Genomic DNA, 23,746 nt, shown 5'->3' on the forward strand with positions numbered 1-23,746 from the left:
GAACCGAGCCAGTGGTGACCTACTGACTCGGTTCTTGTCTTAGTAACCTATGATTCGATTACTTCTTGTAGCGCTGAATGAATGCAGCCATGGCATCACGGCGAATAGCTTCACCGGGGCGGAAGGTACCATCCGACCAGCCGGTGGTGATTCCGCGAGCAGCCAGCCACGACACCTCCTTATAAAACGCCGAACCCGCCGGAACATCACGGAAACGATTCGTCGCATTGTGCGCGGGGGATCCTGCGAATCGGTAGAAGAACGCCGCCATTGCCTCCCGGCTCACGCTGTCGTCGGGGCGGAAAGTGCCGTCGGTGTAGCCGGTGGTGATTCCGCGCTGCTTCATCCACACGATTTCCTTATAGAAGGGGTCGTTGGTCGCAACGTCCTTGAAAGGCGAGTGTGCGGGCAGGGCAACTGCGGGGGAGCCTGCCATGCGGTAGAAGTAGGCTGCCATGGCGCGGCGTTCTACGTTCTGCTGGGGGCGGAAGGTGCCGTCAGTGTAGCCGGTGGTAATTCCGGTGGCTGCGAGCCATTCAATTTCGCTCTTAAAAGCAGTACCGTTGGGGACGTCCTTAAAACGCGACGCGGGCTGGGGCTGAGCGGCGGGGTAGTTGCGGTGCCAGTTGCCGGCTATAGCTGCGGGGTTCTTTGCGAGGGTGAGCAGATCATTGTAGCTACCACGGAAGTGATTCGAGTCGCCATCAAAAGGACCGGTGGAAGAGAACTGCCAAATATCGTAGTTGGACCAGCCGGCGGGCATGGGACCAACCACGGTGCTGTAGCTTGCCAGGTGCAACAGCAGGTTGCTGAACTGCGCGGTGCCCAGGCAGGTGGTCCACCAGCTGGTGGCGGTGTAGAGCATGGGGTTGCGGCCGGTGAGCTGGCGGTAGGTGTCGACAAAGTCCTTGGTCCATGCGACCAGCTGAGCGGGGCTCATATTGTAGCAGGTGTTGCCGTACTGCTCGTAGGGGTTGAATTCCAGGTCGAGCAGGCCGGGCAGGGTTTTGCCGTCTGCGCTCCAGCCACCGCCGTTGGCTACGAAGTAGCGTGCCTGGTCTGCGCCGGAGCCTTCACGCGGGTTGGCGAAGTGGTATGCGCCGCGAACCATGCCTGCATTGTAGGAGTCGGTGTACTGGTCGTTGAAGGAGGGGTTCTTGTAGTAGGTTCCTTCGGTGGCTTTGGCGTAGGCGAATCGCACGCCGCGCTGATAATGACCCGCCCAGTTGACGTTGGGCTGGAAGGAGGAGACGTCCATGCCGAGCACGCCGCCAGCGGGGGTCCAGGTCGCCTGGGTAGTGACTCCGCCGGCGAGGCTTTCGTTGGCTGGCAGGCCTGCCTGGATGCGCGCGCCGGCGCCCAGGCTGCTGTTCATATCGGAGGTTGCCAGGCCTGCGGGTTCGGGCTGGGTTGCGTCACCTTCGGGGGCGTTGATCAGGCCCGCGTCGGGTGCGCCGGTGGTTGCGGCGTCGGGGTTGGCTGCGAAGGCTTGGGGGAATGCCTGCTCGGCACTCACTTCCTGACTTGCGGCGGGGGAGTCTGCCGGGGTTGCGTTGGCGGGCAGCGCGGGTGCGAGTAGGGTTGCGAGGGCAAGTGAGGATGCGGCGGCAGCGTTAAACGTTCCACCTTTGAGGGTGAATTTCATGATGTCCTTATAGGCGATGTGTTTGAGTGTGTGCGGGTGTGTGGCCCGCTGTGATGTGTGTGGCACGAGCAGGTGAGTGAGGTCTGCATTAGCCAGTACTAACCTTAGAGGGTTTTTGTATGAGTATCAAGGAAGCGCGGGTGTGTTACGCGATTATGAAGCGTTTTTCAGGTGCTGACATGTGGGTTGCGCTATGTGCGGGGTGAGGCTTTAGGGAGGTTGGTGATGCGTATCTCTTGGGTGTTATTCCTTGAATTTCCGGGGAATTATGAATAGTGACAGAGTGTCATTGACGGACTGTCATTATAATTTCCTGTCTCAGATTTTCGATATATTTCTCTGTGACTATATTTAGATACTGTACCGAGGTGCCAGTGTGGGGTTGGTTTAGGTCACGAGTGGCTCACTGAAGACAGGGGTGTCGATGATGGTCTGTCCGGTGGTCACTTGGAGAACTCAGTTCTATGACCTAGAACCCATACATTTGCCCACGTGAACATGTTTTCATTCAACCCCGAGGGGTTGATGGGTGGATCGACTAACTATTTACTGTCACATGATAGCTGTGTAAAATGTAAAGTCATCTATATATTAATATTTCAAGAAAGGGTAATAATCTATTTCTTTATGTATGTATATAAATTGCTCGCACTGTATTTGATGTAGCCATTTCCAATGAGAATTATAGATATATTGCATGCATAAATATATTCATGTTTTTATATGTAATATATAAATATTATAATATATTATATAGAGTATATTCATCAGGAATTACTATGAGCCTAAAACCCCTGCCTTAAGGTCGATAGCAATCGAAGCTAAGAGTATTGTATTTATATGAAGTGGTGTAAATATATACACTATATATCTATTTCTCAATCTGTGTAGACTAAGCCCTGCCACATGCTATCTTGACCCTGCAAGCTGCCTCCGCCGAAACCCGCCTCGCACCCTCAGTGCACACCCTGCAGAGCCCACCACCGCCCCCAAAATCGCCATAGAAAACGCGCCGTGCATCCGCCTCCCACAAAGGGGGGCGTACGCACGGCGCGCCGTATAAGATCCGCTGCAATCAGCTACGAGACCTGTAGATTTAGGGAATCAGACCCATCTCGCGAGCCATGCCCGCAGTCAGACCACTCTGCTCCACATGCGGACCACCAGAGGGCTTCTTGGTGCCGTCATGAGCCTGGAAATGCAGACGCTTCAGATCGCTCGGAGAGGTCAGCTTGGAGTACTGGCCGTCGCCATTAATATCAGCTTTGACCGGCTCGCTATCAATCACACCATTGCCGTTGAAATCAACCGGCTTGGAGGCAGCAACACGGTTGTAGTTGTAGCCGCGGTTAGCCGGACCCAGGCCGCGACGCTCATCCAGAGCGTTCTCATCCAGGGTGATGTTATCGTAAATGCCGTAACCGAAGTGGCGGGTGCCGTTAGTCTTGGGTGCACCGGAAAGAGCGTACTTATAGTTCATGACGCTCATGTACTGCGGCTTGTAGTTGACCTCGTCATCGCCGCCGTGCATCAGGTTCAGGTTGTGGCCAAGCTCGTGTACGAACACACCAACGCGAATATCGCTACTTGCCGCGCCCCAGAAGGTCGGGCCCACGGTGACAATAAAGTCCTTATCGTCAAAGTTCGCCAGACCCGAGGACCAGGAACCTGCGTAGTAGTCACCCCAGACCATGTAGTGGAAGCCGGGCGCGCGGTTCATATCAAAGTACTTAGACTTGTAATCCGCCAGGTCAACCAGCCAGCCGTCGAACTCCTTATAGGGCACCTCGTTGCCGCCGCCCAGATTGTACTTGGCGCTGCGTGCATTGCCGGCATCCAGGTGAATATTAATGCCGCGCACACCGTCGGGGTTGGGCAGGGGGATTTCCTTCATAACCTGAACAATACGGTCCAGATCCTCTTCGGGAGCCAGCAGGCCGGGCATATAGTCCATCTCAACAAAGATGTCCTTGTGGAAAGGGTTGGCGCCCATGCCGGGGTAGTCAACGTCAATTACGCCGTCACCATTGGCGTCGTAGCCGTTGATTTCCCAGGAGTTGGGGATGCCGTCACCGTCAACATCACCATTGACGGTCGCTGCCATGGCGGGTGCGGTGGCAGCAACGCCGGTGAAGAGTACCGCCGCGAGGGTTGCGGAGCGCAGCTTCTTAAAGAATGACATAGCTTCTTCCTTTGTGGTTGAGTCAAGGAGTCGATATGGACTCCCATATGGCTCGTGCGTATGCGTGTGCACCCCGTGTGTGCGTGGGGTAGCTAACAGTGCACGATGCTCACCACTATACCCTGTCGAGTTCAGCTAAGCCACAGGTTGAGACTCTCTTGAGGCTCTTAAATACCCAGCGACACGCCGAAGAGGTCAAGATGACACGAACAAGACGCAATGAATATTTTTACTTTTGAACAATGGATGGTGTATAAACTCGAAGAATATATAGCGGATAAAAGCGCGAAATACCGCCATTCTCTGACAGGGTGTCACTGAGCAATAAATATTCATTCTTCACCCGTTCAACCACACCCTGTCATCAAATGCAGACCTTCAAGCAAAAGCTCACGTATAATACTTTCCAGACCCCGCCACTAAGACCGTGACAAGGGTCCACAACCATATTTCACTTGGAGATATAGAGATAAATATGACTACTTCCGACTCTTTGGAATTGAACCAGCCGGCACGCCCCGGTCTGACCCGCCGCCGCCTGGTCGGCGCTGCCGCATGGGCAGCCCCCGCAGTGCTGGCAGCGAGTGCTGTTCCCGCCTACGCAGCATCCCGCATCGTAACTCCCAAGTTCGGCATTTTCGGCCAGCTGTTCAACACCCAGGTAGGCGACCGTGAGTCTTCCATGATGGGTACCGACTCCTACACCGTGCCCATCGCCAACGAGGCAGCATGGCAGTACGCTGCCGTCAACGGCTCCGCAGATAGTGTTGGTGCCGGTACCTTCACCCCCGGCGGCACCATCGGCAACGGCCAGTACGGCGGCGCCGGTATTTGGATTGCACCCCCGGTTGCCGAAGATGGCTCCTACACCGGTACCGCAACCATCCCCGCCGGTGCTCGTTTCTACCTGAGCTACCGCTTCGAATTCCCCAGCGTGGACGAGCGCTACGACCCCGAGGGTTGGGACCAGAACGTTGACCACACCTTCGTTAAGCAGGCAACCAACCCCACCACCTCCCTGGGCCTGAACCCCTCGCTGAACGCATACTCCGGCGCGGGCTACACCGCTCACCAGGTGGGCGAGGCTCCCGTGGGTGCAACCTGGGTTGGCGTGGTCGAGATCGTTACCACCGAAGACCTGGTTGCAACCGCTGGCGACACCCCGCTGGCTCAGATTCTCTTTAGCCACGCGGGTCTGCTCTACCAGCCCGTGGGTGATATTGTGTCTTCGCAGATTTATGTTGAGATCATTCAGGGTAGCCTGATTCTCGACCCGAAGAACGGTGCCGAGCAGCAGACCATTGATCTGCGCGGCAACAAGGTTCACACCTACCTGAAGATCCGCTAATCAGCTGATTTTCTTTCCCGACCCGCCCCGAGTAACCATAGACGTTATGAGATATAGGGGTAGGTTGGCAATGGTTCTACCGCGCATGCGGTATAACATTAAGGGGTGGTGCGCTTGGTCAGGACGCGCGCCGCTCCACTTATGGAGAGTAAGCGCGGGCGTTCCGTACTAGACGGAACGCCCGCGCTTTTGTGCTGTGCCGGTAGTGCTTGTCGTAGTGCCGGAGCGTGTATTGTCGGGTGTGCAGCCGAGCGTGCCGATATCTGGAAAATTTATGGTCATAGTGACGCTTAGGGCTGTGGCATAATGGGAGAGAAAACAAAAACGTGCTCCGGGGTCGGTGAAAGTCCGAACCGGCGGTGATAGTCCGCGAACCCTGCACACTTCGCTCTAGTGAGTGTAACGGGCCGATCCGGTGAAAATCCGGAACCGACAGTACAGTCTGGATGGTAGGAATGCACGTATAGCTGGGCTCCCTCGTTTAGCCTGTTGCCCTATAGCCGGGCGGCAGAGAAAGGGGAGAAGCAGGCGCCTTCTCTCGGGGTCGGTTCAGGCCGGACCGCGGGAGATTGATACCGGCCGGGGCTTTGGCAACCGGCGGAATCGAGTCGAGGAGTGCCTTAGGTAAAGCCAGCTATTAAGTAGGTCGCATCAGACCATGAACCCGGAGCCACCCCAATGAAGAGAAGGTAACGGACATGGACTTTTTGCGATGGCTCTTTGACGCGCAAATTCACATTGGCGACCAATCCCTGCTGGTGCGCGAAGTACTCGGCAACCTCTTTGGCCTCGCCAGCGCCCTGGGCGGCATGCGCCGTAAAGTCTGGGCGTGGCCGGTAGGTATTATCGGCAATGCTCTTCTCTTCACCGTCTTTATGGCAAGCCTCTTTGGTGGCGCTAATGCCGTGAATATGCTCGGCCAGGCGGGTCGCCAAATCATGTTCATCGTGGTCTCCATCTGGGGCTGGTACCGCTGGCGCCAGAGCTGCAAGCAGCAGGGCGAGCGCGCCGAGGGCGCCGCTGTGATTCCCGAATGGGCAAGCACCAAGGAACGTATTTTCATGGTGCTCTTTATGATTGTCGGCACCGCGATTCTCACCCCCGTATTCCGTGCCCTGGGCTCCTATGAGCCGGTCTGGTCAGACGCCTGGATTTTCACCGGTTCCCTGCTTGCCACCTACGGCATGGCGCGCGGCTGGGTTGAATTCTGGCTGGTGTGGGTCGCCGTTGACCTGGTGGGTGTGCCGCTACTCTGGTCGGCGGGCTACTACGCGACCAGCCTCATGTATGTTTTCTACGGTGCTTTTACCCTGATTGGTTTCTTTGTCTGGTGGCGTACCCGCAACCGCGCGCACCAGCAGCTTGAAGTTCAGACTCAATTCCCCGATGTTACCGTTGAGGTGAAGTAGACGATTATGACTCAAGATTGCGCAACCGTGCCGAATGTTCCCGAAGGGCATTCCGAGCACCTGCAGGCGGGATACCCGCGACCGCGCGTGCTACGCGTTGAGCCGGGTACTGTATTGAGTGCAGATCAGGCAATGGAGCTCGCCCTGGATGCCGCCCGTATGGGTATTCGCGGCGCGAACCCCCTGGTGGGCGCCGTGCTGGTTGATGGTGAGCACCGCCTGCAGCAGGTGGGCTGGCATCGCGGTGCCGGAACCCCTCATGCGGAGGCGGACGCCCTTGCCAAGGCGCGCCAGGCTGGCGATGACCTTTCGGAGTCGACCATGTATGTGAGCCTGGAGCCTTGCAATCACACCGGGCGAACCGGGCCCTGCTCCCACGCTATTGACAAGGCGGGCGTGCCCGCGGTGGTTTACGCCTACTCTGATAGCACCGATCAGGCAGCCGGAGGAGCCGAGTATCTAATATCCCGTGGGGTACGAGTCACTCAGGCAGAAAAATATGCTGACGCTTCGTATCAGCTCAACGAACGCTGGTTTAAAGCTGCCGCCGCACGCCGCCCCTTTATTACCGCTAAAGTCGCCTCCACCCTGGACGGTTTTATTGCAGCGGAAGATGGCACCAGCAAATGGATTACCAACGCCGTATCCCGCGCGGACGGGCATCTGATTCGCCACCGCGCCGATGCCGTGCTCATTGGTACCCGCACCGTGCGCATTGACAACCCCAGCCTGGATGCACGCGACTCTTTCGGCCGTCGCTTCGAGAAGCAGCCCCTACGCGTGGTCTTTGGAGAAACCCATATTGACGAAGACTACGCCATCACCGGACACGCGAATGGAGACCCCGAAAACTATCTACAGGTGTACAGCCACGATTCGCAGGTGCTACTCGATACCCTCTATGACAGGGGAGTACGTCACCTAATGATTGAGGGTGGCCCGGGTATGATCGGTATTTTCGCCCGCGAAGACCTCATTGATGAACTGGTCTGGTACCGCGCCACCAAGGTACTCGGTACCGGCATGAGCGCCGTGGTTCGCATGGTCACTCAAACTCTGAGTCAGGCGCGTGAATTCCAGCTGGATGATCTGGGTATGTTCCCTGCGGTGCGCACCCTGCACGATACTCAGCTGGGCACCACGGATATTGCCACCCATATGGTTCCGGTGCCCGATAAGGTTGCCGAAATACCCATTACCGAAATCTAGACATATTCCGCCCCAATGCGCGGAATAACGATATAGAGTATTACGCTTAGATATATAGGTTTAAACAGAGAAGAGATACGAGAAACACATGTTTACCGGAATTATTGCAGCTCAAGGTGAGGTGATCGCCAGCACCCCGGCACTGAACGCCACAGGAGAAGACACCGGAGCCCTCTACCTGGACATTGCTGCCGGAGACATTATCGCCGACCTGGAACACGGTGGATCCCTCGCCGTCAACGGCGTATGCCTAACCGCCCTGCACGGCGATGTCACCAACGGCAACGGCGACGTGCTACCCGCAGCAGCACCCGGAGTATTCCGTGCCTACGCCATGGGTGAGACCCTCGCCCGCACCAACGTTGGGCAGCTGCAGATTGGCTCCCGCGTGAACCTGGAACGCTGCATGGCAGCCAACGGCCGCTTTGACGGTCACGTGGTGCAGGGACATGTAGACGCCACCGGCACCCTGATTGCCGCAGTGCAGCACGATGCATGGCGCACCCTGCGCTTTGAAGTACCCGCAGAACTGGCACTCTTGCTGGTCGAAAAGGGATCCATTACCGTCAACGGTGTCTCCCTGACCGTCACCGCTGTTTCCGCACCCGCCGAGCCCAAGCACTGGTTCGAGGTCGGCCTGATCCCCGAAACCCTCAGCGCAACCAACCTGGGCGCATTGAACCTGGGCGATAGCGTGAACCTGGAAACCGACGCCCTGGCAAAGTACGTGCAGCGCCTGGTTGCCTTTGACGCACCCGCTACCTCCGCGCACCCTACCGCTCAGAGTACCGCAAAAACCGGCCTGGACAGCATCGAAGAAGCCATTGCAGCTATTGCCGCCGGCAAGCCCGTCGTGGTCGTTGATGACGAAAACCGTGAAAATGAAGGCGATATTATCTTCGCTGCCGAACACGCTACCGAAGAGCTGATGGGCTTTACCATCCGCTACACCTCCGGCGTGATCTGCGCACCCATGATCGGCGAACGAGCCGACGCGCTCAACCTGCCTCCCATGATCGCAGCCAATGAAGACCCCAAGGGCACCGCATACACTCTCTCCTGCGATGCGCGCGAAGGCGTACACACCGGCATTAGCGCCGCCGATCGCGCCCGCACCGTGCAGGTGCTCGCAAACCCTGCCTCCGTACCGGGGGATCTGACCCGACCCGGTCACGTCTTCCCCCTGCGCGCCGTACCCGGTGGCGTGGCACAGCGCCCCGGCCACACCGAAGCAGCAGTAGATCTCTGCCGTGCAGCGGGACTGTCCGGAGTGGGTGTGATCGCCGAGCTGAACCACGATGACGGCACCATGATGCGCTTTGACGCCCTGCGCGATTTCGCCAATGAGCACCAGCTGGTCATGGTCTCTATTGATGATCTGATTGAGTACCTGGCTGCATGAGCGTAGAGAATAATCCCCCCGTGTCCGAGCAGCTTATGCCGGAGCAATCGGCTGATCTGATCGCTTCCAGCCCCGAGGTGCCCGTACCCACCCCGCACGGACTCTTCGGCATGCGCGCCTGGGCTTTTGCTGATGGTGCCGAGCATATCTCCCTGCGAGCCCTAGACGAACACGGCAACCCCGTGCCCTTGAGCGCTCGCGCCGATTCGACTAACCCTGAGGAGACGCTCTACGCCCCGGTCTGTGCGCCCGAGTATGTGCCCGCGGTGCGCGTTCACTCCGAATGCGCCACCGGCGACCTCTTCGGATCCTACCGATGCGATTGCGGTCCGCAGCTGGAACAGGGCTTGAGCATTATCTCCCGTCACGGCGGATACCTGCTCTATATGCGCCACCATGAGGGGCGCGGAATCGGCTTGGTCAATAAGCTACGCGCCTATGCGCTACAGGATCAGGGGCTGGATACCGTGGACGCCAATCTGCAGCTGGGACTGCCCGCCGAAGCTCGTCAGTACTCGGCGGCGGCGCGCATCCTCATTGAGCTGGGCGCTGAAAAAATTGCCCTGGTGTCCAATAACCCCGCCAAACAGCAGGCGCTGAGCGAGCTGGGAATTGACGTTCTTGCGCGCATTCCCGACGAGATACCGGCACGCGCCGAAAATGCGCGCTATTTGGACACCAAACGAACCCGAATGCATCACCTGCTCTCTCTGTAGAGTTAGGCATAAACCCCGCCCGTACGGGCACCATATATTAAGGAGTAATAATGAGCGGTGTAGGAGCTGCAGATACCACCCTGAACCCGGCAGAGTTCGAAGGTATGAAGATTGCGATCATTGCTGCCAGCTGGCACACCCAGGTCATGGACGGCCTGATTGACGGTGCTCAGCGCGCCGCAGCTGACGCACAGGTGGATGCCACCCTGGTGCGCGTGCCCGGTACTTTTGAGCTGAGCGTTGCGGCAGCCCGCCTGGCTGAGAAGTTCGACGCTGTCATCGCCCTGGGCGTGGTGATTCGCGGCGGCACCCCGCACTTTGACTATGTGTGCTCTTCGGCAACTCAGGGTCTGACCGAGGTGTCGGTGCGTACCGGCGTGCCCGTGGGCTTTGGTGTGCTGACCTGTGATAATGAGCAGCAGGCGCTGGATCGCGCGGGTCTGCCCGGTTCGGCTGAGGATAAGGGTTATGAGGCGACCGCCGCGGCTCTGCAGACCGCTGCTGTCCTGTCTCGTTTCTAATCTGAGTCAGGTTTAGCCCAGTTATACCTGGGCTAAACCTGCTTAAACGGTCTAAACATATTTCAGTCAGTATTGCGTGCGTGCGATACACTAGAATCACACGGTTTTGTACCCTAAGAGTTAGGCACCCCATGCAGGATCTGGGCATCGTTTCGCCGACCCTGGACGAGTTCCGCACCCTCGCGGCAACCACCCGCGTCATCCCCGTACGCGTGAAAATCCTCGCCGACGGTATGACACCCATCGGCATCTACCGCAACCTGGTCCTCGACGCTCAGGGCAAAGCAGCCCCCGGCACCTTCCTGCTCGAATCCGCCAAAGTTGCAGAAGGCGGCAAAGCAGCATGGGACCGCTATTCCTTCATTGGCGTGAACACCCGATCCACCCTGACCACCGTGGACGGTAAAGTCCACTGGCAGGGCATCACCCCCGCAGGCGCACCCGTAGACGGCGACCCTGCCCAGGCGATTGCCGACACCCTGAGCATGCTGCACACCGACTACCGTGAACACGCCGCGGACCTGCCTCCGCTGACCAGCGGCCTGGTCGGCTACATGGGTTGGGATGTTGTGCGCCGCTGGGAGCACCTGCCCTTCCCGCCTGCCGACGATGTGAACCTGCCCGAATTCGCGCTGAACATGGTCTCGGATATGGCAATCCACGACAACCTAGACGGCACCCTGCTGCTGGTTGCCAACGCCATTAACTTCAACGGTACCGACGAAAACGTAGACGCCGCCTACGAAGACGCCCTGGCACGCCTGGAAGCAATGCTCACCCGCTTCGAGGCACCCGCCGCAGGTGCCGCCTCCACCCTCAGCGGGGTAGAAGCGGTGAGTGAGCGCGTGCGTCGTGAGGTGGTACAGACCTGGAGCGAACAGGGCTTTATGGACGCCATCGAGCGCTCCAAGAAGAACATTATTGACGGCGATGTTTTCCAGATCGTGCTCTCGCGCCGCTTCGAGGTGGAAACCAACGCCAACGCTCTGGATGTTTACCGCGTGCTGCGCCAGACCAACCCCTCGCCGTATATGTACCTCTTCAACTTTGAAGACGCCAACGGCGCACCCTTCCAGATTGTCGGCTCCTCCCCGGAGGCACTGGTCACCCTCAAAGACGGCCGCGCCACCACCCATCCCATCGCCGGTTCCCGCCCGCGTGGCGCCACCGAATCTGCCGATGTGGCGCTCGCTGAGGAACTGCTGGCTGACCAGAAGGAACGCTCCGAGCACCTGATGCTCGTGGATCTGGCGCGCAATGATCTCTCCCGCATTGCTAAGCCCGGCACCGTGTCGGTGGATAAGTTCATGATCATTGAGCGTTTTAGCCACATTATGCATATTTCTTCTTCGGTCTCGGCTGACCTTGACCCGGCCTATAGCGCCTACGATGTGCTGCGCGTGGCGTTCCCCGCCGGCACTCTTTCCGGTGCGCCTAAGCCGCGCGCCATGCAGCTGATCGATGAGTACGAGCCGACTCGCCGCGGTGTGTACGGTGGCGTGTGTGGTTACTTCGACTTCGCCGGAAATATGGATATGGCGATTGCTATTCGTACCGCCGTGCTCAAGAGCGGCAAGGCCTATGTGCAGGCGGGTGCGGGTATTGTGATGGATTCCGTGCCGACCAGCGAAACCGAAGAAACTGTGAATAAGTCTGCTGCTCCGTTGCGCGCTGTACTGACCGCGGACGGCCTGGCTGATGTCTCCTCAAGCATTGTGAAGGGTGCCTAATGGCTACTGAAACTGTCCTGGATTCCATTATTGAAGGCGTGCGTGAAGACCTCGCCGCTCGCATGGCTGCCCTGCCTCTGGAGGAGGTAAAGCGCGCCGCTCTGGCTGCACCGGCAGCAAAGGATGCCCTGGCGGCACTGCGCGGCGACGGCGCAACCGTGCGTATTATCTCCGAGGTGAAGCGCTCCTCCCCGTCTAAGGGTGCTCTGGGCGAGATTGCCGACCCTGCCGCCCTGGCGGGGGAGTACGAGCGCGGCGGCGCGGCGGCTATTTCTGTGCTGACCGAGCAGCGCCGTTTCGGCGGTACCCTAGCCGATCTGGACGCGGTGCGCGCTCGCGTGGATATCCCCGTGCTGCGTAAGGATTTCACCGTGGATGAGTACCAGATTTGGGAGGCTCGCGCCCACGGTGCCGATATGGTGCTGCTGATTGTTGCCGCCCTGCCCGAGCAGACTCTGCGCGAGTTCCTGGAACTAACCGAGTCCCTGGGTATGAATGCCCTGGTGGAGACTCACACTCCGGAAGAGATTGAGATTGCTCAGCGCGTGGGTGCCAAGATTATGGGTATTAATGTGCGTAACCTCAAGACTCTCGAGGTCAATAATGAACATTACGCAACCCTGGCGGCGAACCTACCCGATAGCGTGATTAAGGTTGCCGAGTCCGGTGTTGCCGGTCTTGAGGATGTGCGCGCCTACGCTGCCGCCGGTGCCGACGCTATTTTGATTGGTGAGGCGCTGGTCAAGTCCGGTCAGCCCGCTGAAACTGTGGCTGAATTTTCGGCGGTGGAGCGTGTAGCTCGCTAAAACATATAGGGGTTAAATAAACCGGTCGGTCTCTGAAGAGGCCGACCGGTTTTCCCTATCACAACGATAACCAGAGTGACTCTGGATTTCGATATACCTACCACACATATGCACAGGTGTGTGGTGCGCGGGTATGACGTATACGTTCCGGGGTGCTGGTACGTATACATTCTTCCGGATAACCCGCGTGTATGTCTTTAGTCTACCGTTGAACGAGTCACTTAATGCCTAAAATGCCTTTTATGACAGATTATGACAGGATTATTTGACGGTTAACGGTCTACGCTAGGCGTCTAGTCGTTTTCGACGGGGGTAACCCAGTATGAATAATCTGCGCTCATACGCTTGTTAAGATAGTCATAACTCGTAATCCACCAGCGACCATCACGGTAGATAGTAACGTACGAGCCATCCCGGTGGTAGGCTTGAATCAGTTCCTGGGTAGGCTTACCCTGATCATCATGACGAACAATGGTGTAATTGGGCACAGAATAACGTACTCGCCAGATATAGGCGTGGAAAGAGACATCCTTCTCAGCGACCGGTGATTCCTTCACGTAGTAACTGGGCTGATAGTTCATGGTCCATTCATTCTTATCCTTATCGTAGGTACCTGTACGTTTCTGAGATTCGGTATGAGCCTGCTGAATATCAGCGGATTCCTCATTGGTTTTCCAAAACTCCTTTTCATCGGGATGCTCGAATTCTACATCGTTGTAGTCCTGAGCGCTGGCGTATTTATAGGCGTTCACCTGACAATAAGCGGACATGAGCGCGTAAGAACCCGCAAGCATCTGATTCGTCCACAGTGACTGGTCGATGACCGGTAGAGGATAATTCTTCGGGCCGTGTTCAACAGTTGCCGGCTCATAGGTTCCAGCAGGCGAAGGCTCCGAGGTGAAAATAATCGGCCCCACGTATCCGGTCGTCGGAATATGCTGGGTGGGTTTGGGAGTGGGGGATGCAGATCCTTCCGCAGATGCCGAGCCGGAGGCACCAGAACTTGCCTCCTGGGCTACAGCGGAGCATCCAGCAAGAGCTCCTGCCAGCGCCAGCGGTCCCGCGGTGAGTATCATGCGGCGGGAGAGGGGAGCAGCTGCCTTCTGGGAAGGAGACAGGACCTCCGGGGAAGCGGGCTGGGAACGCACAACACAGTGCGCACTCAAGGATTCGGGGGTGAAAATCATGGGTGACTTCCTTGGGCTATAAATGGTGATTGTGCCGCGCTCTCATTCGGCAGTCATCGGTGATAAGTGTCAAATAAGAAGCGCCGTATCTATCCTAAGCAGTGGGAAAATGCTCAATGGCGCAGAAATAGTCGGTAAGCACGAATCGTTATCAAAACGTTAGATAAATCGCCTTTTATGACAGATTATGACAAGCGCAGCCCTCTCCCTGAACCCGCCTAGAATATGAACATCCAGCCGCAAAGATACGCGCACCCCGCTCTGAACAGCGTAGAATAGGGGGAGTAACCCTCGAGCCGGTTGCTGCCGTTCAGGCACCCCGGCCAGAGGTATCCGAGATTCACCAGCACAGCGGGAAGGACCCCATGAGCGACAACCTGGCAACCGCATTCCTTGAAGGCAGCAGCCTCAAAAACGCGCCCGGCCCCTACTTTGGCCAATACGGCGGCCGATGGATGCCCGAATCCCTCATCGCCGCCATGGACGAACTCGAGCGCACCTTCAACGAGGCAAAAAACGACCCCGAATTCCTCGCAGAATTCCGTCGCCTGAGCCTGGAATACTCCAACCGTCCCTCCCTGCTGACTGAATGCACCCGCCTCTCCGAAGAAACCGGCGTGCGCATCTTCCTCAAGCGTGAAGACCTCAACCACACCGGCAGCCACAAAATCAATAACGTGATCGGCCAGGCACTGCTAGCAAAGCGCATGGGTAAAACCCGCCTGATTGCTGAAACCGGTGCGGGCCAGCACGGCGTGGCAACCGCAACCGCAGCGGCGCTCTTCGGTATGGAATGCGTCATCTACATGGGTGAAGAAGACACCGAACGTCAGGCACTCAATGTGGCGCGCATGCAGCTGCTCGGTGCCAAGGTTATCGCCGTACAGAACGGCTCCCGCACCCTCAAAGACGCCATTAACGAGGCCCTGCGCGACTGGGTTTCCAATGTGGACAACACCCACTACCTGCTCGGCACCGCAGCCGGCGCGCACCCCTTCCCCGCCATGGTGCGTTTCTTCCACGACGCCATTGGTACCGAGGCACGCGCCCAGATTCAGGACATGACCGGCCGCCTGCCCGACGGTGTGGCAGCCTGTGTGGGTGGTGGCTCCAACGCCATCGGTATTTTCCACGCCTTCCTGGACGATCAAGACGTTAAAATCTACGGCTTTGAGGCCGGTGGCGACGGTGTGGATACCGGCCGTCACGCAGCAACCATCACCTTGGGACGCCCCGGCGTGCTGCACGGCGCCATGACCTACCTGATGCAGGACGAAGACGGTCAGACCATCGAATCCCACTCCATTTCCGCAGGCCTGGACTACCCGGGTGTGGGTCCCGAGCACTCCTATCTGAGCGATATCGGCCGCGTGAGCTACCAGCCCGTGACCGACACCGAAGCCATGGATGCGTTGCGCCTGCTCTGCCGCACCGAGGGCATTATTCCCGCCATTGAGTCCTCCCATGCGCTCGCCGGTGCCCTGCGTATCTGCCGCGAATGGGTAGCTGAAGACCCCGAAGCAGCACGCGAGAAGATTATGGTTGTGTGCCTCTCCGGCCGCGGTGATAAGGATATGGAAACCGCACTGAAGTGGTTCGGTCTGGGTAAGGCGATTCCCTCCTCGACCCTGATGACCGGCAATAAGGAAGCAGCAGCAGAAAGCGAGACGAACTAATGAGCTACCGTGATGCCAATGGCCAGGCGCCCTACACCGTCGCCTCGCACACCTTCCCCGCGCGCAACGCCAACTCTCGACTGAGCCAGCGTTTGACCCAATGCCGCGAAGCCGGTCGAGCAGCCCTGATCGGCTACCTGCCCGCAGGTTTCCCCGACCTGGAAACCAGCATTCAGGCAGCTATTGAACTGGGTAAGAACGGCGCCGATATTATTGAGCTGGGCGTGCCCTACTCCGACCCTGTGATGGACGGCCCGGTTATTCAGCAGGCAACCGGCGTGGCACTGGAGAACGGCTTCCGCCTGAGCCAGATTTTTGAGGCGGTTCGCCGCATTACCGAAGCTACCGACGCAGTCGTGGTCGTCATGACCTATTGGAACCCCGTACTCGCCTATGGTGTGGAGCGATTCGCGGCAGACCTGGCGGCAGCGGGCGGCTCGGGTATTATTACCCCCGATCTGGTGCCCGATGAGGCCTCTGATTGGTTCGAAGCCTCCGAAAAGCACGGTCTGGATCGTATCTTCCTGGCGGCTCTGTCCTCCTCGCCTGAGCGTCTGCGCATGGTTTCCGAGGCATCCAGTGGTTTCGTGTACGCGGTCTCCGTGATGGGTGTGACCGGTGCGCGCAGCTCCGTTTCCGATGCGGCTCAGCGCCTGGTAGCAGATTTGAAGGAATCCGGCGCACCCTACGCCTGCGTGGGTCTGGGTGTGTCTAACCGCTCCCATGTGGAAGAAATTGGCGCCTACGCGGACGGTGTGATCGTCGGTACCGCACTGGTGAAGGCGCTGCAGACCGGCGGCGTGCAGGCAGTAGCTGAACTGACCCGAGAACTTGCCGGTCGCGCAGAACCCACGGCAGGGGAGTAAGGCGTGAATCTTAGTATGCAGGCACCCAGCGTGCCCCTGGCATCCATCCCCTCGCCGCCGGAAAGCATGTCGGTGATCCACATTGGACCGCTGAATATCCACATGTACGCCCTGTGCATTCTCACCGGTATCGCCTTCTGCCTGTGGCTGGGCGCGCGCCGCTGGGAAGCGATTGGCGGTGAAAAAGACGATGTCTACAATGTGGCAATGTGGGCAATTCCTGCCGGTATTCTCGGCGCTCGCGCCTACCATGTGCTCATTACCGACCCCGGCTCCTACTTCGGCCCGAATGTTGCCGATCCCTGGGCCTTCCTGAAAATCTGGGAGGGCGGTATCGGCATTATGGGTGCGGTGAGCGTGGGTGCCTTGGGTGCATGGTACGCCTGCCGCCGCTACGGGCTGAACTTCCCCGCCTTTGGCGATGCGATCATGCCCGGTATTTTGCTGGCGCAGGCATTTGGCCGCTGGGGTAACTGGTTCAATCAGGAGCTTTTCGGCAAGCCGACCACCCTGCCCTGGGGTTTGGAGATCGACTACACCAGTCCAAATTTCCCCAAGCAGTACCCGGCGGGCACACTTTTCCACCCGACTTTCCTCTACGAATCGCTGTGGAATCTTGCGGGTGTGGCGCTGCTGCTCTGGCTCTCCCGCAAGAGTGCGCTTAAGCTCGGTCAGACTATCTGGCTTTATGTGCTCTACTACGGTATTGGGCGCTTCTTTATTGAGGTGTTCCTGCGTATTGACACTTCGGAAACTTTCCTGGGGTTGCGCGTGCACATTTGGACCTCGGGTCTGCTGGTGGTTGCCGGTCTGCTCGGCTTTATCACCGCGGGTATGCGAGCTCGTGCGCGTGAGGCGGCAGGTTTGGAGCCGCTACCGGCTCGCTTGAATTCTGTTGAGGCTTCTGCGGCTGCTGAAGCTGAGGAAGACTCTGCTGAGCAGACTGAATCCTCGAAGGGCGATAAGAAGTCGGAGGGAACCGCCAAGGATCTCTCAGACAGCTCTATCACGTAGCGTTCGCGGATTATAGACTCGCCGATAGGCAGAACCCGTAGAGGGTTGTCCCCGATACTATGAATGTATCGGGGACACTTTCTTTAAAACACTCACTTTAGACAGCCAACCGAGTCGGTGAATGGAAGCGGCGCACAAAAACCATCAGCGCCCGCACCGCGCGCTGAAGAAAAAGCGCGCCTGCACCTCCTGAACGCGCCTCTATCAGGGAGCATATACCGAGGATTGTTCGCCCTGTGGTGAACCCCGCCCAATAGCGCCCCGCACGCACCAAAAAACTGTATTGTTATATCCAAGCACTAAGTTTATTTACTGAAAGAGGGACAATGTCTAGCTACATGCCTCTGCCGATTGGTTCCGGCGCGTCGACTCCGTCTATGGCGACTGCTCCGGTAGGCGCGCAGGAAGACTACGTATACAACCGTCTGCTGAAGGAACGCATCATCTGGCTCGGCTCCGAGGTGCGCGACTCCAACGCAAACCTCATCTGCTCCCAGATGCTGCTGCTCTCCGCCGAAGACCCCGAAGCAGATATCTACCTGTACATTAACTCTCCCGGCGGATCCGTCACCGCAGGCATGGCAATCTACGACACCATGCAGCTGATCCCCAACGACGTTGTCACCGTCGTTACCGGCATGGCAGCCTCCATGGGTCAGTTCCTGCTCACCGCAGGCACCATTGGCAAGCGCTACGCAACCCCTAATGCGCGTATTCTCATGCACCAGCCTCTGGGTGGTATTGGCGGTACCGCATCCGATATCCGCACCCAGGCAGAACTGATCCTGGACATGAAGAAGCGCCTGGCAGAAATCACCGCCGAGCGCACCGGTAAGACCCTGGAAACCATCCTCAAGGATAACGACCGCGACAACTGGTTCACCGCCGAAGAGGGTCTGGAATACGGTTTCTTCGACCACATTGCAACCACTGCGGGCAAGCTTCCCGCCAACGAGAACTAAAGGGGAGTAAAGAATGAACTACATGCCGCAGGGTATGGCTCCGCAGATGCCGACCAGCCGCTACGTACTGCCCTCCTTCGAGGAACGCACCCCGTACGGTTACAAGCGCCAGGACCCGTACGCAAAGCTCTTTGAAGACCGCATTATCTTCCTGGGCACCCAGGTGGACGACGCCTCCGCAGATGACATCATGGCTCAGCTGCTCGTGCTCGAAGCGCAGGACCCCGACCGTGATATCACCCTGTACATTAACTCTCCCGGTGGCTCCTTCACCGCAATGACTGCAATTTACGACACCATGCAGTTCATCCGCCCGGAGATTCAGACCGTGTGCCTGGGTCAGGCAGCATCCGCAGCAGCAGTGCTGCTGGCAGCCGGCACTCCCGGTAAGCGCCTGGCACTGCCCAATGCGCGCGTGCTGATTCACCAGCCGGCGCTGAGCGGCCAGCAGGGTGGTCAGGCATCCGATATTGAGATCCACGCTAACGAGGTTATGCGCATGCGTGAATGGACCGCGCAGACCCTGGCTCTGCACTCCGGCAAGAGCTTTGAGGAAGTTGACCGCTCCATTGAGCGCGATAACATTCTGACCGCTCAGGCAGCACTGGAGTACGGCCTGGTCGATAAGGTTCTGGCTTCGCGTAAGCTGGTCAAGCCCGCGATCAACACCGCACAGTCTCACGTCTAAGATCTCTGAGTAATTTGTGTCTAAAGGCGAGCAGTTATCACACTGCTCGCCTTTGGTGTATCTACGCGCTATTTGTCTTAAGAACCACGTGTTTTAGAAAGGAAGAGTCTCTTTCCAGAAGGAGCGCTCCTGCAGATAATTCTCTAACCAGGCGCGATGCTCCGAGCACGCCAGCCAGGTCTTTCGACGCTCCGGCGTGTGAATTTTGGGGTTATTCCACAGGATTTTGTATTCTGCGGCTTCTCGGCAGCCTTTACGTGAGCAGATTGACGGTGCTTCAATCTCAGATGGGTTCGCACCGGAGGATAGTGCGCCGAGCAGGTCCATAATTATCCTTTGAGGTAGGGGAGTGTAGCCGATTTAAGTGTAGTACTGACCTGCCTGGAGCGATAGTCTGAAGAATTTTGGGGATATTTTCAGCTGTGCTTGAAGTTCAGGGTGAGTGTTCGGGGCTAAAAACGCGTAAAATGGTTGGTGACTGTGAAAACCGACCCGAAGGGTAATGCTAATGAGCGAGTTCACTCCCAAGACCGTGCTGGTCACCGGCGGTAACCGAGGTATTGGTTACGAGATCGCCAAGGAGTTTAAGGCGGCTGGTCACAATGTGTGCGTGACCTACCGTAGCGGCGACGCACCTGAAGAGTTCTTCGCTGTTAAGGCTGATGTGCGTGATGCTGAGAGCATTAATGAGGCGTTTAAGACCATTGAGGCTGAGTTTGGCCCGGTGGAGGTGCTGGTTGCCAATGCCGGTATTACTCGCGATATGCTGCTGATGCGCATGAAGGAAGAGGATTTCACCGAGGTTATTGATACGAACCTGACCGGTTCTTTCCGCGTGGTCCAGCGTGCAATTAAGGGCATGCTGAAGGTTAAGCGTGGCCGTATTATTCTGGTGTCTTCCGTGGTGGGTCTGTACGGTTCGCCCGGCCAGGTGAATTACTCCTCCTCGAAGGCTGCTCTGGTGGGCATGGCTCGTTCTATTACTCGTGAGCTGGGTGGCCGTAATATTACGGCGAATGTTGTGGCTCCGGGCTTTATTAATACTGAGATGACTGAGGTTCTGCCGGAGGAGACCAAGAAGAATTACTTGGATTCTATCCCCGCGAAGCGTTTCGCTGAGGCTGTTGAGGTTGCTCGCGTGATTCGCTGGTTGGCTAGCGACGAGGCTGATTATATTTCTGGTGCCGTAATCCCTGTGGATGGCGGCCTGGGTATGGGTCACTAGACGCGGCGCGCATTCTTCAATTTTTTCGATGCGGGTTTCTCCCGCCTAAGTGTCAAAGGATGATGACTATGGCTGTTTTGGACGGCAAGACTATTATTATTACCGGTTCTTCTCGCGGTGTCGGTGCGGATACTGCCCAGATTTTGGCTGCGCAGGGCGCGAATATTGTGGTGAATTACCGCTCCAAGGCTCCTCGCGCGAACAAGATCGTTAAGAGCATTGAGGAAGCCGGCGGCAAGGCTATTGCTGTGCAGGCTGATGTGACCGTTGAAGCGGATCTGCAGAACCTGGTGAACACCGCTGTGGAGACTTTCGGCTCTCTGGATTACCTGGTGCTCAACGCTTCGGGTGGTATGGAGACCGGCATGGGTGAGGATTACGCAATGCGTCTGAACCGTGACGCGCAGCTGTCTCTGGCTCGTCTGGCTGCTGAGAAGATGAGCGCCGGCGGTCGTATTGTGTTCGTGACCAGCCACCAGGCGCACTTCATTCGCGAGGTGCCGACCATGGAGGAGTACCAGCCGGTTGCTGAGTCTAAGCGCGCCGGTGAGGACGCTCTGATCGCTGAGATTCCTGCGCTGAGCGAGAAGGGACTGTCCCTGGTGGTGGTGTCTGCCGATATGATTGAAGGCACCGTGACCGCAACTCTGCTGAACCGCCTGAACCCGGGTGCTATTGAGGCTCGCCGCGAGGTTGCCGGTAAGCTGTACACCGTGAACGAGTTCGCTCAGGAAGTGGCGAAGATGGTCACCGCTGAGGTTGAAACCGGTCATATTGAGCTGGTGGGCGGCGCTCGCGGCTTTATTGACTAGTCTGTGGCGCACTAATTCTACGAAGAAGAGAAGAATATGAGTACTGTACTGAATATGCAGCAGGTGGACGTTGTCCGCGGCGGCGAGAAGATTCTGAATAATATTTCCTGGACCGTGAACGAGGGCGAGCGCTGGGTTGTGCTGGGTCCCAATGGTGCGGGCAAGTCCACCCTGCTGTCTATTGCGGCGGCGCGTCTGCATCCGACCTCCGGTGAGGTTGAGCTATTGGACGAGACTCTGGGTGCTGTGGATGTGTTTGAGTTGCGTCCGCGTATTGGTATTTCTTCGGCGGCTTCGGCTAAGCAGATCCCGGCGTCTGAAAAGGTTTCCGATGTTGTGGTGACCAGTGCTTATGGTGTTGCCGGTCGCTGGAAGGAAGAGTACGAGTCTTTTGACGAGGAGCGCGCTACTGAGTTGCTGGCTGAGTGGGGTGTTGAGGATCTTGCCGATCGTGCCTTTGGTTCTCTTTCTGATGGTGAGCGTAAGCGTGCGCTGATTGCTCGTGCGCTGATGACTGACCCGGAGCTGCTGTTGCTGGACGAGCCGGGCGCGGGCATGGATATTGCCGGTCGTGAGGATCTGGTGGAGCGCCTGGATGCTCTGGCTGCTGACCCTTATGCTCCTGCGACCGTGCTGATTACTCACCACCTGGAGGAGGTACCGGCTGGTTTTACTCACGCGCTGCTGCTGCGTGATGGTCAGGTGGTTGCTGCCGGTCCTTTGGCCTCGACCATTACCGAGGCTAATCTTGCCGCTACCTACGGCATGGATTTGGCTCTGACTGTGACTGCTGCCGGCCGTTACAACGCGTTTAAGCGCTAAATGGTTAAGCCTGTTCAGCTCAAACCTGCTGATATTGCGGCTCGTGCGGCGCGCGTGTATGCCATGGGTTCTGTGCTTCCTTTGGCTCAGGCGCCTGAGGAGGCGCTGCGTTACTACACTGATTTGACGGATGTGAAGTTGCGCAGTGCCTTAGAGCCGCAGTGGGGTATTTATATTGCTGAGTCCTCGAAGGTGGTTCGTCGCGCGCTGGCGGCTGGGCATACACCTCTCTCGTTTTTGATGAGTGAGAAGTGGGCGGATGATTTGGCTGATGTGCTGGCTGCTCATCCGGATGTTCCCGCGTATGTGGGCAGCGAGTCTGAGTTGGAGTCCGTGACGGGTTTTCATCTGCATCGCGGTGCTCTGGCGGTGATGGCTCGCCCGGCTCCTGTGCCGCTGGCTGATTTGCTGCAGGGTGCGCGTCGTGTGGCGATCCTTGAAGATATTGTGGACCACACGAATGTGGGCGCGATTTTCCGTTCTGCGGCCGCCCTGAATGTGGACGCTGTGCTGGTGACTCCGCGCTGTGCCGACCCGCTGTATCGTCGTTCGATTCGCGTGTCTATGGGTACTGTTTTTCAGGTGCCCTGGGCTCGGTTAGAGTCTTGGCCACAGGACGTGCAGACTTTGCATGAGCTGGGTTTTGTTTCGGCTGCCCTGGCTCTGGAGGAGGATTCTTTGAGCCTGGATGAGTTGGCTGCTCGTGGAGATGAGAAGCTGGCATTGATTCTTGGTACGGAGGGTCACGGTCTGTCCCGTAAGACCTTGGCGGCGACGAATCATACGGTGATGATTCCTATGTCTCACGGTGTTGATTCACTCAATGTTGCGGCTGCTTCGGCGGTGGCTTTTTGGGAGACTCGCCCGCGGTAAAGGATGCTTTAGCTATGGAAGGGAAGCGTGGGTGGTGCATGTATGGTGCGCCTCTCACGCTTTTCTGTGCTTTTAAGCTCTGTGTCGGGGCATGGACGGCAAAAAAGTGGTACCCTTAAGTCTTGGTGTGCGCCTCCCGGTGCCACCATCGATGCGCTCATAAGCACATCAGACCTACTCCATCTATTTTAGGGTTGCTGGCAAAATCCAGTAACAGAAGAAGGTATATTATGAAGGCAGAAATTCACCCGGAATACCGCCCGGTGCTGTTCCGCGACCTCGCATCCGGTGAGGTTTTCCTGACCCGTTCGACCATGACTTCCGAGAAGACCGAGAAGTGGGAAGACGGCAACGAGTACCCGATCGTTGAGGTGGAAATTTCCTCCGCATCGCACCCGTTCTACACCGGTAAGCAGCGCATCATGGACTCCGCAGGTCGCGTCGAGCGCTTCAACGCACGCTTCGCAAACTTCGGCAAGAAGGCATAAGTTTTCTTGGCTTAGTGAAGCTAAACATCCCCGTATCTCGTATCACGAGGTGCGGGGATGTTTATCTCTGTGGGAGAGTGACCGGCCTTTCTATAACGGGTGAGAAAGGTAATAAAAGCCCTAATTGCAGGCACAGAAACCGTGACCTCCCACTAAAAAGCGTTA

Annotated in this window: 22 protein-coding genes and 1 riboswitch; of the genes, 18 read left to right on the plus strand and 4 right to left on the minus strand. The window is 57.5% G+C overall.

The genetic code is table 11. The features are described 5' to 3' along the window. Positions 1-58: 58 nt before the first annotated feature. Complete coding sequence (locus Q4P78_RS06615) at positions 59-1,645, minus strand: GH25 family lysozyme (RefSeq protein WP_303339569.1); 1,587 nt, start codon at positions 1,643-1,645, stop codon at positions 59-61. Between the two features lie 1,096 nt (positions 1,646-2,741). Beyond that, entirely contained in the window at positions 2,742-3,827 is a 1,086-nt protein-coding gene (locus tag Q4P78_RS06620; RefSeq protein ID WP_303339570.1) for a C4-dicarboxylate ABC transporter substrate-binding protein, read from the minus strand. A gap of 475 nt (positions 3,828-4,302) precedes the next feature. Between Q4P78_RS06620 and Q4P78_RS06625 the strand changes: the two genes are divergently transcribed. From Q4P78_RS06625 to trpC, 8 genes are all read left to right on the plus strand, one after another. After that, a complete protein-coding gene (locus Q4P78_RS06625) occupies positions 4,303-5,175 on the plus strand; it encodes a hypothetical protein (RefSeq protein ID WP_303339571.1) in 873 nt (290 codons plus the stop codon). Between the two features lie 322 nt (positions 5,176-5,497). After that, positions 5,498-5,640: riboswitch (FMN riboswitch) on the plus strand. Between the two features lie 233 nt (positions 5,641-5,873). Beyond that, the gene (gene pnuC, locus Q4P78_RS06630) at positions 5,874-6,584 is read left to right on the plus strand and encodes a nicotinamide riboside transporter PnuC (RefSeq protein WP_303339572.1); all 711 of its coding nucleotides are present in this window, start codon (positions 5,874-5,876) and stop codon (positions 6,582-6,584) included. Positions 6,585-6,590: 6 nt separating this feature from the next. Next, positions 6,591-7,793: a bifunctional diaminohydroxyphosphoribosylaminopyrimidine deaminase/5-amino-6-(5-phosphoribosylamino)uracil reductase RibD gene (ribD, locus tag Q4P78_RS06635; RefSeq protein ID WP_303339573.1), complete on the plus strand. Its 1,203-nt coding sequence runs from the start codon at positions 6,591-6,593 to the stop codon at positions 7,791-7,793. A gap of 88 nt (positions 7,794-7,881) precedes the next feature. After that, positions 7,882-9,195 carry a 3,4-dihydroxy-2-butanone-4-phosphate synthase gene (gene ribB / locus Q4P78_RS06640; RefSeq protein ID WP_303339574.1) on the plus strand — a complete coding sequence of 438 codons (1,314 nt, stop codon included), beginning with the start codon at positions 7,882-7,884 and terminating at the stop codon, positions 9,193-9,195. Positions 9,196-9,215: 20 nt separating this feature from the next. Next, positions 9,216-9,911, plus strand: coding sequence for a GTP cyclohydrolase II (locus Q4P78_RS06645; protein ID WP_368660899.1), 696 nt, complete (start codon positions 9,216-9,218; stop codon positions 9,909-9,911). Between the two features lie 50 nt (positions 9,912-9,961). Then, complete coding sequence (ribH, locus tag Q4P78_RS06650) at positions 9,962-10,432, plus strand: 6,7-dimethyl-8-ribityllumazine synthase (protein WP_303339575.1); 471 nt, start codon at positions 9,962-9,964, stop codon at positions 10,430-10,432. A 131-nt stretch (positions 10,433-10,563) separates the two neighbouring features. Then, positions 10,564-12,162, plus strand: a complete 1,599-nt coding sequence (locus Q4P78_RS06655) for an anthranilate synthase component I (protein ID WP_303339576.1) — start codon at positions 10,564-10,566, stop codon at positions 12,160-12,162. After that, the gene (trpC, locus tag Q4P78_RS06660; RefSeq protein WP_303339577.1) at positions 12,162-12,968 is read left to right on the plus strand and encodes an indole-3-glycerol phosphate synthase TrpC; all 807 of its coding nucleotides are present in this window, start codon (positions 12,162-12,164) and stop codon (positions 12,966-12,968) included. Before Q4P78_RS06655 ends, trpC begins: the two co-directional genes overlap by 1 nt. A 293-nt stretch (positions 12,969-13,261) precedes the next feature. Here the strand turns inward: trpC and Q4P78_RS06665 are convergent, their stop codons facing one another. Further along, positions 13,262-14,155 carry a DUF6318 family protein gene (locus tag Q4P78_RS06665; protein ID WP_303339578.1) on the minus strand — a complete coding sequence of 298 codons (894 nt, stop codon included), beginning with the start codon at positions 14,153-14,155 and terminating at the stop codon, positions 13,262-13,264. A gap of 365 nt (positions 14,156-14,520) precedes the next feature. Between Q4P78_RS06665 and trpB the strand changes: the two genes are divergently transcribed. The 5 genes from trpB (at position 14,521) to Q4P78_RS06690 (ending at position 19,361) form a co-directional block, all read left to right on the plus strand. After that, the gene (gene trpB / locus Q4P78_RS06670; protein ID WP_303339579.1) at positions 14,521-15,831 is read left to right on the plus strand and encodes a tryptophan synthase subunit beta; all 1,311 of its coding nucleotides are present in this window, start codon (positions 14,521-14,523) and stop codon (positions 15,829-15,831) included. Next, entirely contained in the window at positions 15,831-16,697 is an 867-nt protein-coding gene (gene trpA, locus Q4P78_RS06675; protein ID WP_303339580.1) for a tryptophan synthase subunit alpha, read from the plus strand. The genes trpB and trpA overlap by 1 nt, the downstream gene beginning before the upstream one ends. A gap of 15 nt (positions 16,698-16,712) precedes the next feature. Next, the gene (lgt, locus tag Q4P78_RS06680) at positions 16,713-17,711 is read left to right on the plus strand and encodes a prolipoprotein diacylglyceryl transferase (RefSeq protein ID WP_303339599.1); all 999 of its coding nucleotides are present in this window, start codon (positions 16,713-16,715) and stop codon (positions 17,709-17,711) included. 377 nt (positions 17,712-18,088) lie between these two features. Then, a complete protein-coding gene (locus Q4P78_RS06685) occupies positions 18,089-18,673 on the plus strand; it encodes an ATP-dependent Clp protease proteolytic subunit (protein ID WP_303339600.1) in 585 nt (194 codons plus the stop codon). 13 nt (positions 18,674-18,686) lie between these two features. Then, complete coding sequence (locus Q4P78_RS06690; protein WP_303339581.1) at positions 18,687-19,361, plus strand: ATP-dependent Clp protease proteolytic subunit; 675 nt, start codon at positions 18,687-18,689, stop codon at positions 19,359-19,361. 93 nt (positions 19,362-19,454) lie between these two features. Here the strand turns inward: Q4P78_RS06690 and Q4P78_RS06695 are convergent, their stop codons facing one another. Beyond that, positions 19,455-19,688 carry an acetone carboxylase gene (locus Q4P78_RS06695; protein ID WP_303339582.1) on the minus strand — a complete coding sequence of 78 codons (234 nt, stop codon included), beginning with the start codon at positions 19,686-19,688 and terminating at the stop codon, positions 19,455-19,457. 181 nt (positions 19,689-19,869) lie between these two features. On the opposite strand from Q4P78_RS06695, the gene Q4P78_RS06700 reads away from it, so the two are divergent. The 5 genes from Q4P78_RS06700 (at position 19,870) to Q4P78_RS06720 (ending at position 23,581) form a co-directional block, all read left to right on the plus strand. Further along, entirely contained in the window at positions 19,870-20,586 is a 717-nt protein-coding gene (locus Q4P78_RS06700; RefSeq protein ID WP_303339583.1) for a beta-ketoacyl-ACP reductase, read from the plus strand. A 68-nt stretch (positions 20,587-20,654) separates the two neighbouring features. Next, positions 20,655-21,398, plus strand: a complete 744-nt coding sequence (locus tag Q4P78_RS06705; RefSeq protein WP_303339584.1) for an SDR family oxidoreductase — start codon at positions 20,655-20,657, stop codon at positions 21,396-21,398. Positions 21,399-21,434: 36 nt separating this feature from the next. Then, the gene (locus tag Q4P78_RS06710; protein ID WP_303339585.1) at positions 21,435-22,220 is read left to right on the plus strand and encodes an ABC transporter ATP-binding protein; all 786 of its coding nucleotides are present in this window, start codon (positions 21,435-21,437) and stop codon (positions 22,218-22,220) included. Between the two features lie 63 nt (positions 22,221-22,283). After that, entirely contained in the window at positions 22,284-23,093 is an 810-nt protein-coding gene (locus Q4P78_RS06715; protein ID WP_303339601.1) for an RNA methyltransferase, read from the plus strand. Between the two features lie 230 nt (positions 23,094-23,323). Then, a complete protein-coding gene (locus tag Q4P78_RS06720) occupies positions 23,324-23,581 on the plus strand; it encodes a type B 50S ribosomal protein L31 (protein WP_303339586.1) in 258 nt (85 codons plus the stop codon). The last annotated feature ends 165 nt before the right edge of the window (positions 23,582-23,746 follow it).

Origin of the sequence: Rothia sp. (in: high G+C Gram-positive bacteria) (genome assembly GCF_030540545.1) — a bacterium.
Taxonomy (GTDB): domain Bacteria; phylum Actinomycetota; class Actinomycetes; order Actinomycetales; family Micrococcaceae; genus Rothia.

Coding starts and splice junctions, on each gene's coding strand:
- Q4P78_RS06615 (WP_303339569.1), bottom strand. CDS start 1,645: ATGAAATTCACCCTCAAAGGTGGAACGTTTAACGCTGCCGCCGCATCC.
- Q4P78_RS06620 (WP_303339570.1), bottom strand. CDS start 3,827: ATGTCATTCTTTAAGAAGCTGCGCTCCGCAACCCTCGCGGCGGTACTC.
- Q4P78_RS06625 (WP_303339571.1), top strand. CDS start 4,303: ATGACTACTTCCGACTCTTTGGAATTGAACCAGCCGGCACGCCCCGGT.
- pnuC (WP_303339572.1), top strand. CDS start 5,874: ATGGACTTTTTGCGATGGCTCTTTGACGCGCAAATTCACATTGGCGAC.
- ribD (WP_303339573.1), top strand. CDS start 6,591: ATGACTCAAGATTGCGCAACCGTGCCGAATGTTCCCGAAGGGCATTCC.
- ribB (WP_303339574.1), top strand. CDS start 7,882: ATGTTTACCGGAATTATTGCAGCTCAAGGTGAGGTGATCGCCAGCACC.
- ribH (WP_303339575.1), top strand. CDS start 9,962: ATGAGCGGTGTAGGAGCTGCAGATACCACCCTGAACCCGGCAGAGTTC.
- Q4P78_RS06655 (WP_303339576.1), top strand. CDS start 10,564: ATGCAGGATCTGGGCATCGTTTCGCCGACCCTGGACGAGTTCCGCACC.
- trpC (WP_303339577.1), top strand. CDS start 12,162: ATGGCTACTGAAACTGTCCTGGATTCCATTATTGAAGGCGTGCGTGAA.
- Q4P78_RS06665 (WP_303339578.1), bottom strand. CDS start 14,155: ATGATTTTCACCCCCGAATCCTTGAGTGCGCACTGTGTTGTGCGTTCC.
- trpB (WP_303339579.1), top strand. CDS start 14,521: ATGAGCGACAACCTGGCAACCGCATTCCTTGAAGGCAGCAGCCTCAAA.
- trpA (WP_303339580.1), top strand. CDS start 15,831: ATGAGCTACCGTGATGCCAATGGCCAGGCGCCCTACACCGTCGCCTCG.
- lgt (WP_303339599.1), top strand. CDS start 16,713: ATGCAGGCACCCAGCGTGCCCCTGGCATCCATCCCCTCGCCGCCGGAA.
- Q4P78_RS06685 (WP_303339600.1), top strand. CDS start 18,089: ATGGCGACTGCTCCGGTAGGCGCGCAGGAAGACTACGTATACAACCGT.
- Q4P78_RS06690 (WP_303339581.1), top strand. CDS start 18,687: ATGAACTACATGCCGCAGGGTATGGCTCCGCAGATGCCGACCAGCCGC.
- Q4P78_RS06695 (WP_303339582.1), bottom strand. CDS start 19,688: ATGGACCTGCTCGGCGCACTATCCTCCGGTGCGAACCCATCTGAGATT.
- Q4P78_RS06700 (WP_303339583.1), top strand. CDS start 19,870: ATGAGCGAGTTCACTCCCAAGACCGTGCTGGTCACCGGCGGTAACCGA.
- Q4P78_RS06705 (WP_303339584.1), top strand. CDS start 20,655: ATGGCTGTTTTGGACGGCAAGACTATTATTATTACCGGTTCTTCTCGC.
- Q4P78_RS06710 (WP_303339585.1), top strand. CDS start 21,435: ATGAGTACTGTACTGAATATGCAGCAGGTGGACGTTGTCCGCGGCGGC.
- Q4P78_RS06715 (WP_303339601.1), top strand. CDS start 22,284: ATGGGTTCTGTGCTTCCTTTGGCTCAGGCGCCTGAGGAGGCGCTGCGT.
- Q4P78_RS06720 (WP_303339586.1), top strand. CDS start 23,324: ATGAAGGCAGAAATTCACCCGGAATACCGCCCGGTGCTGTTCCGCGAC.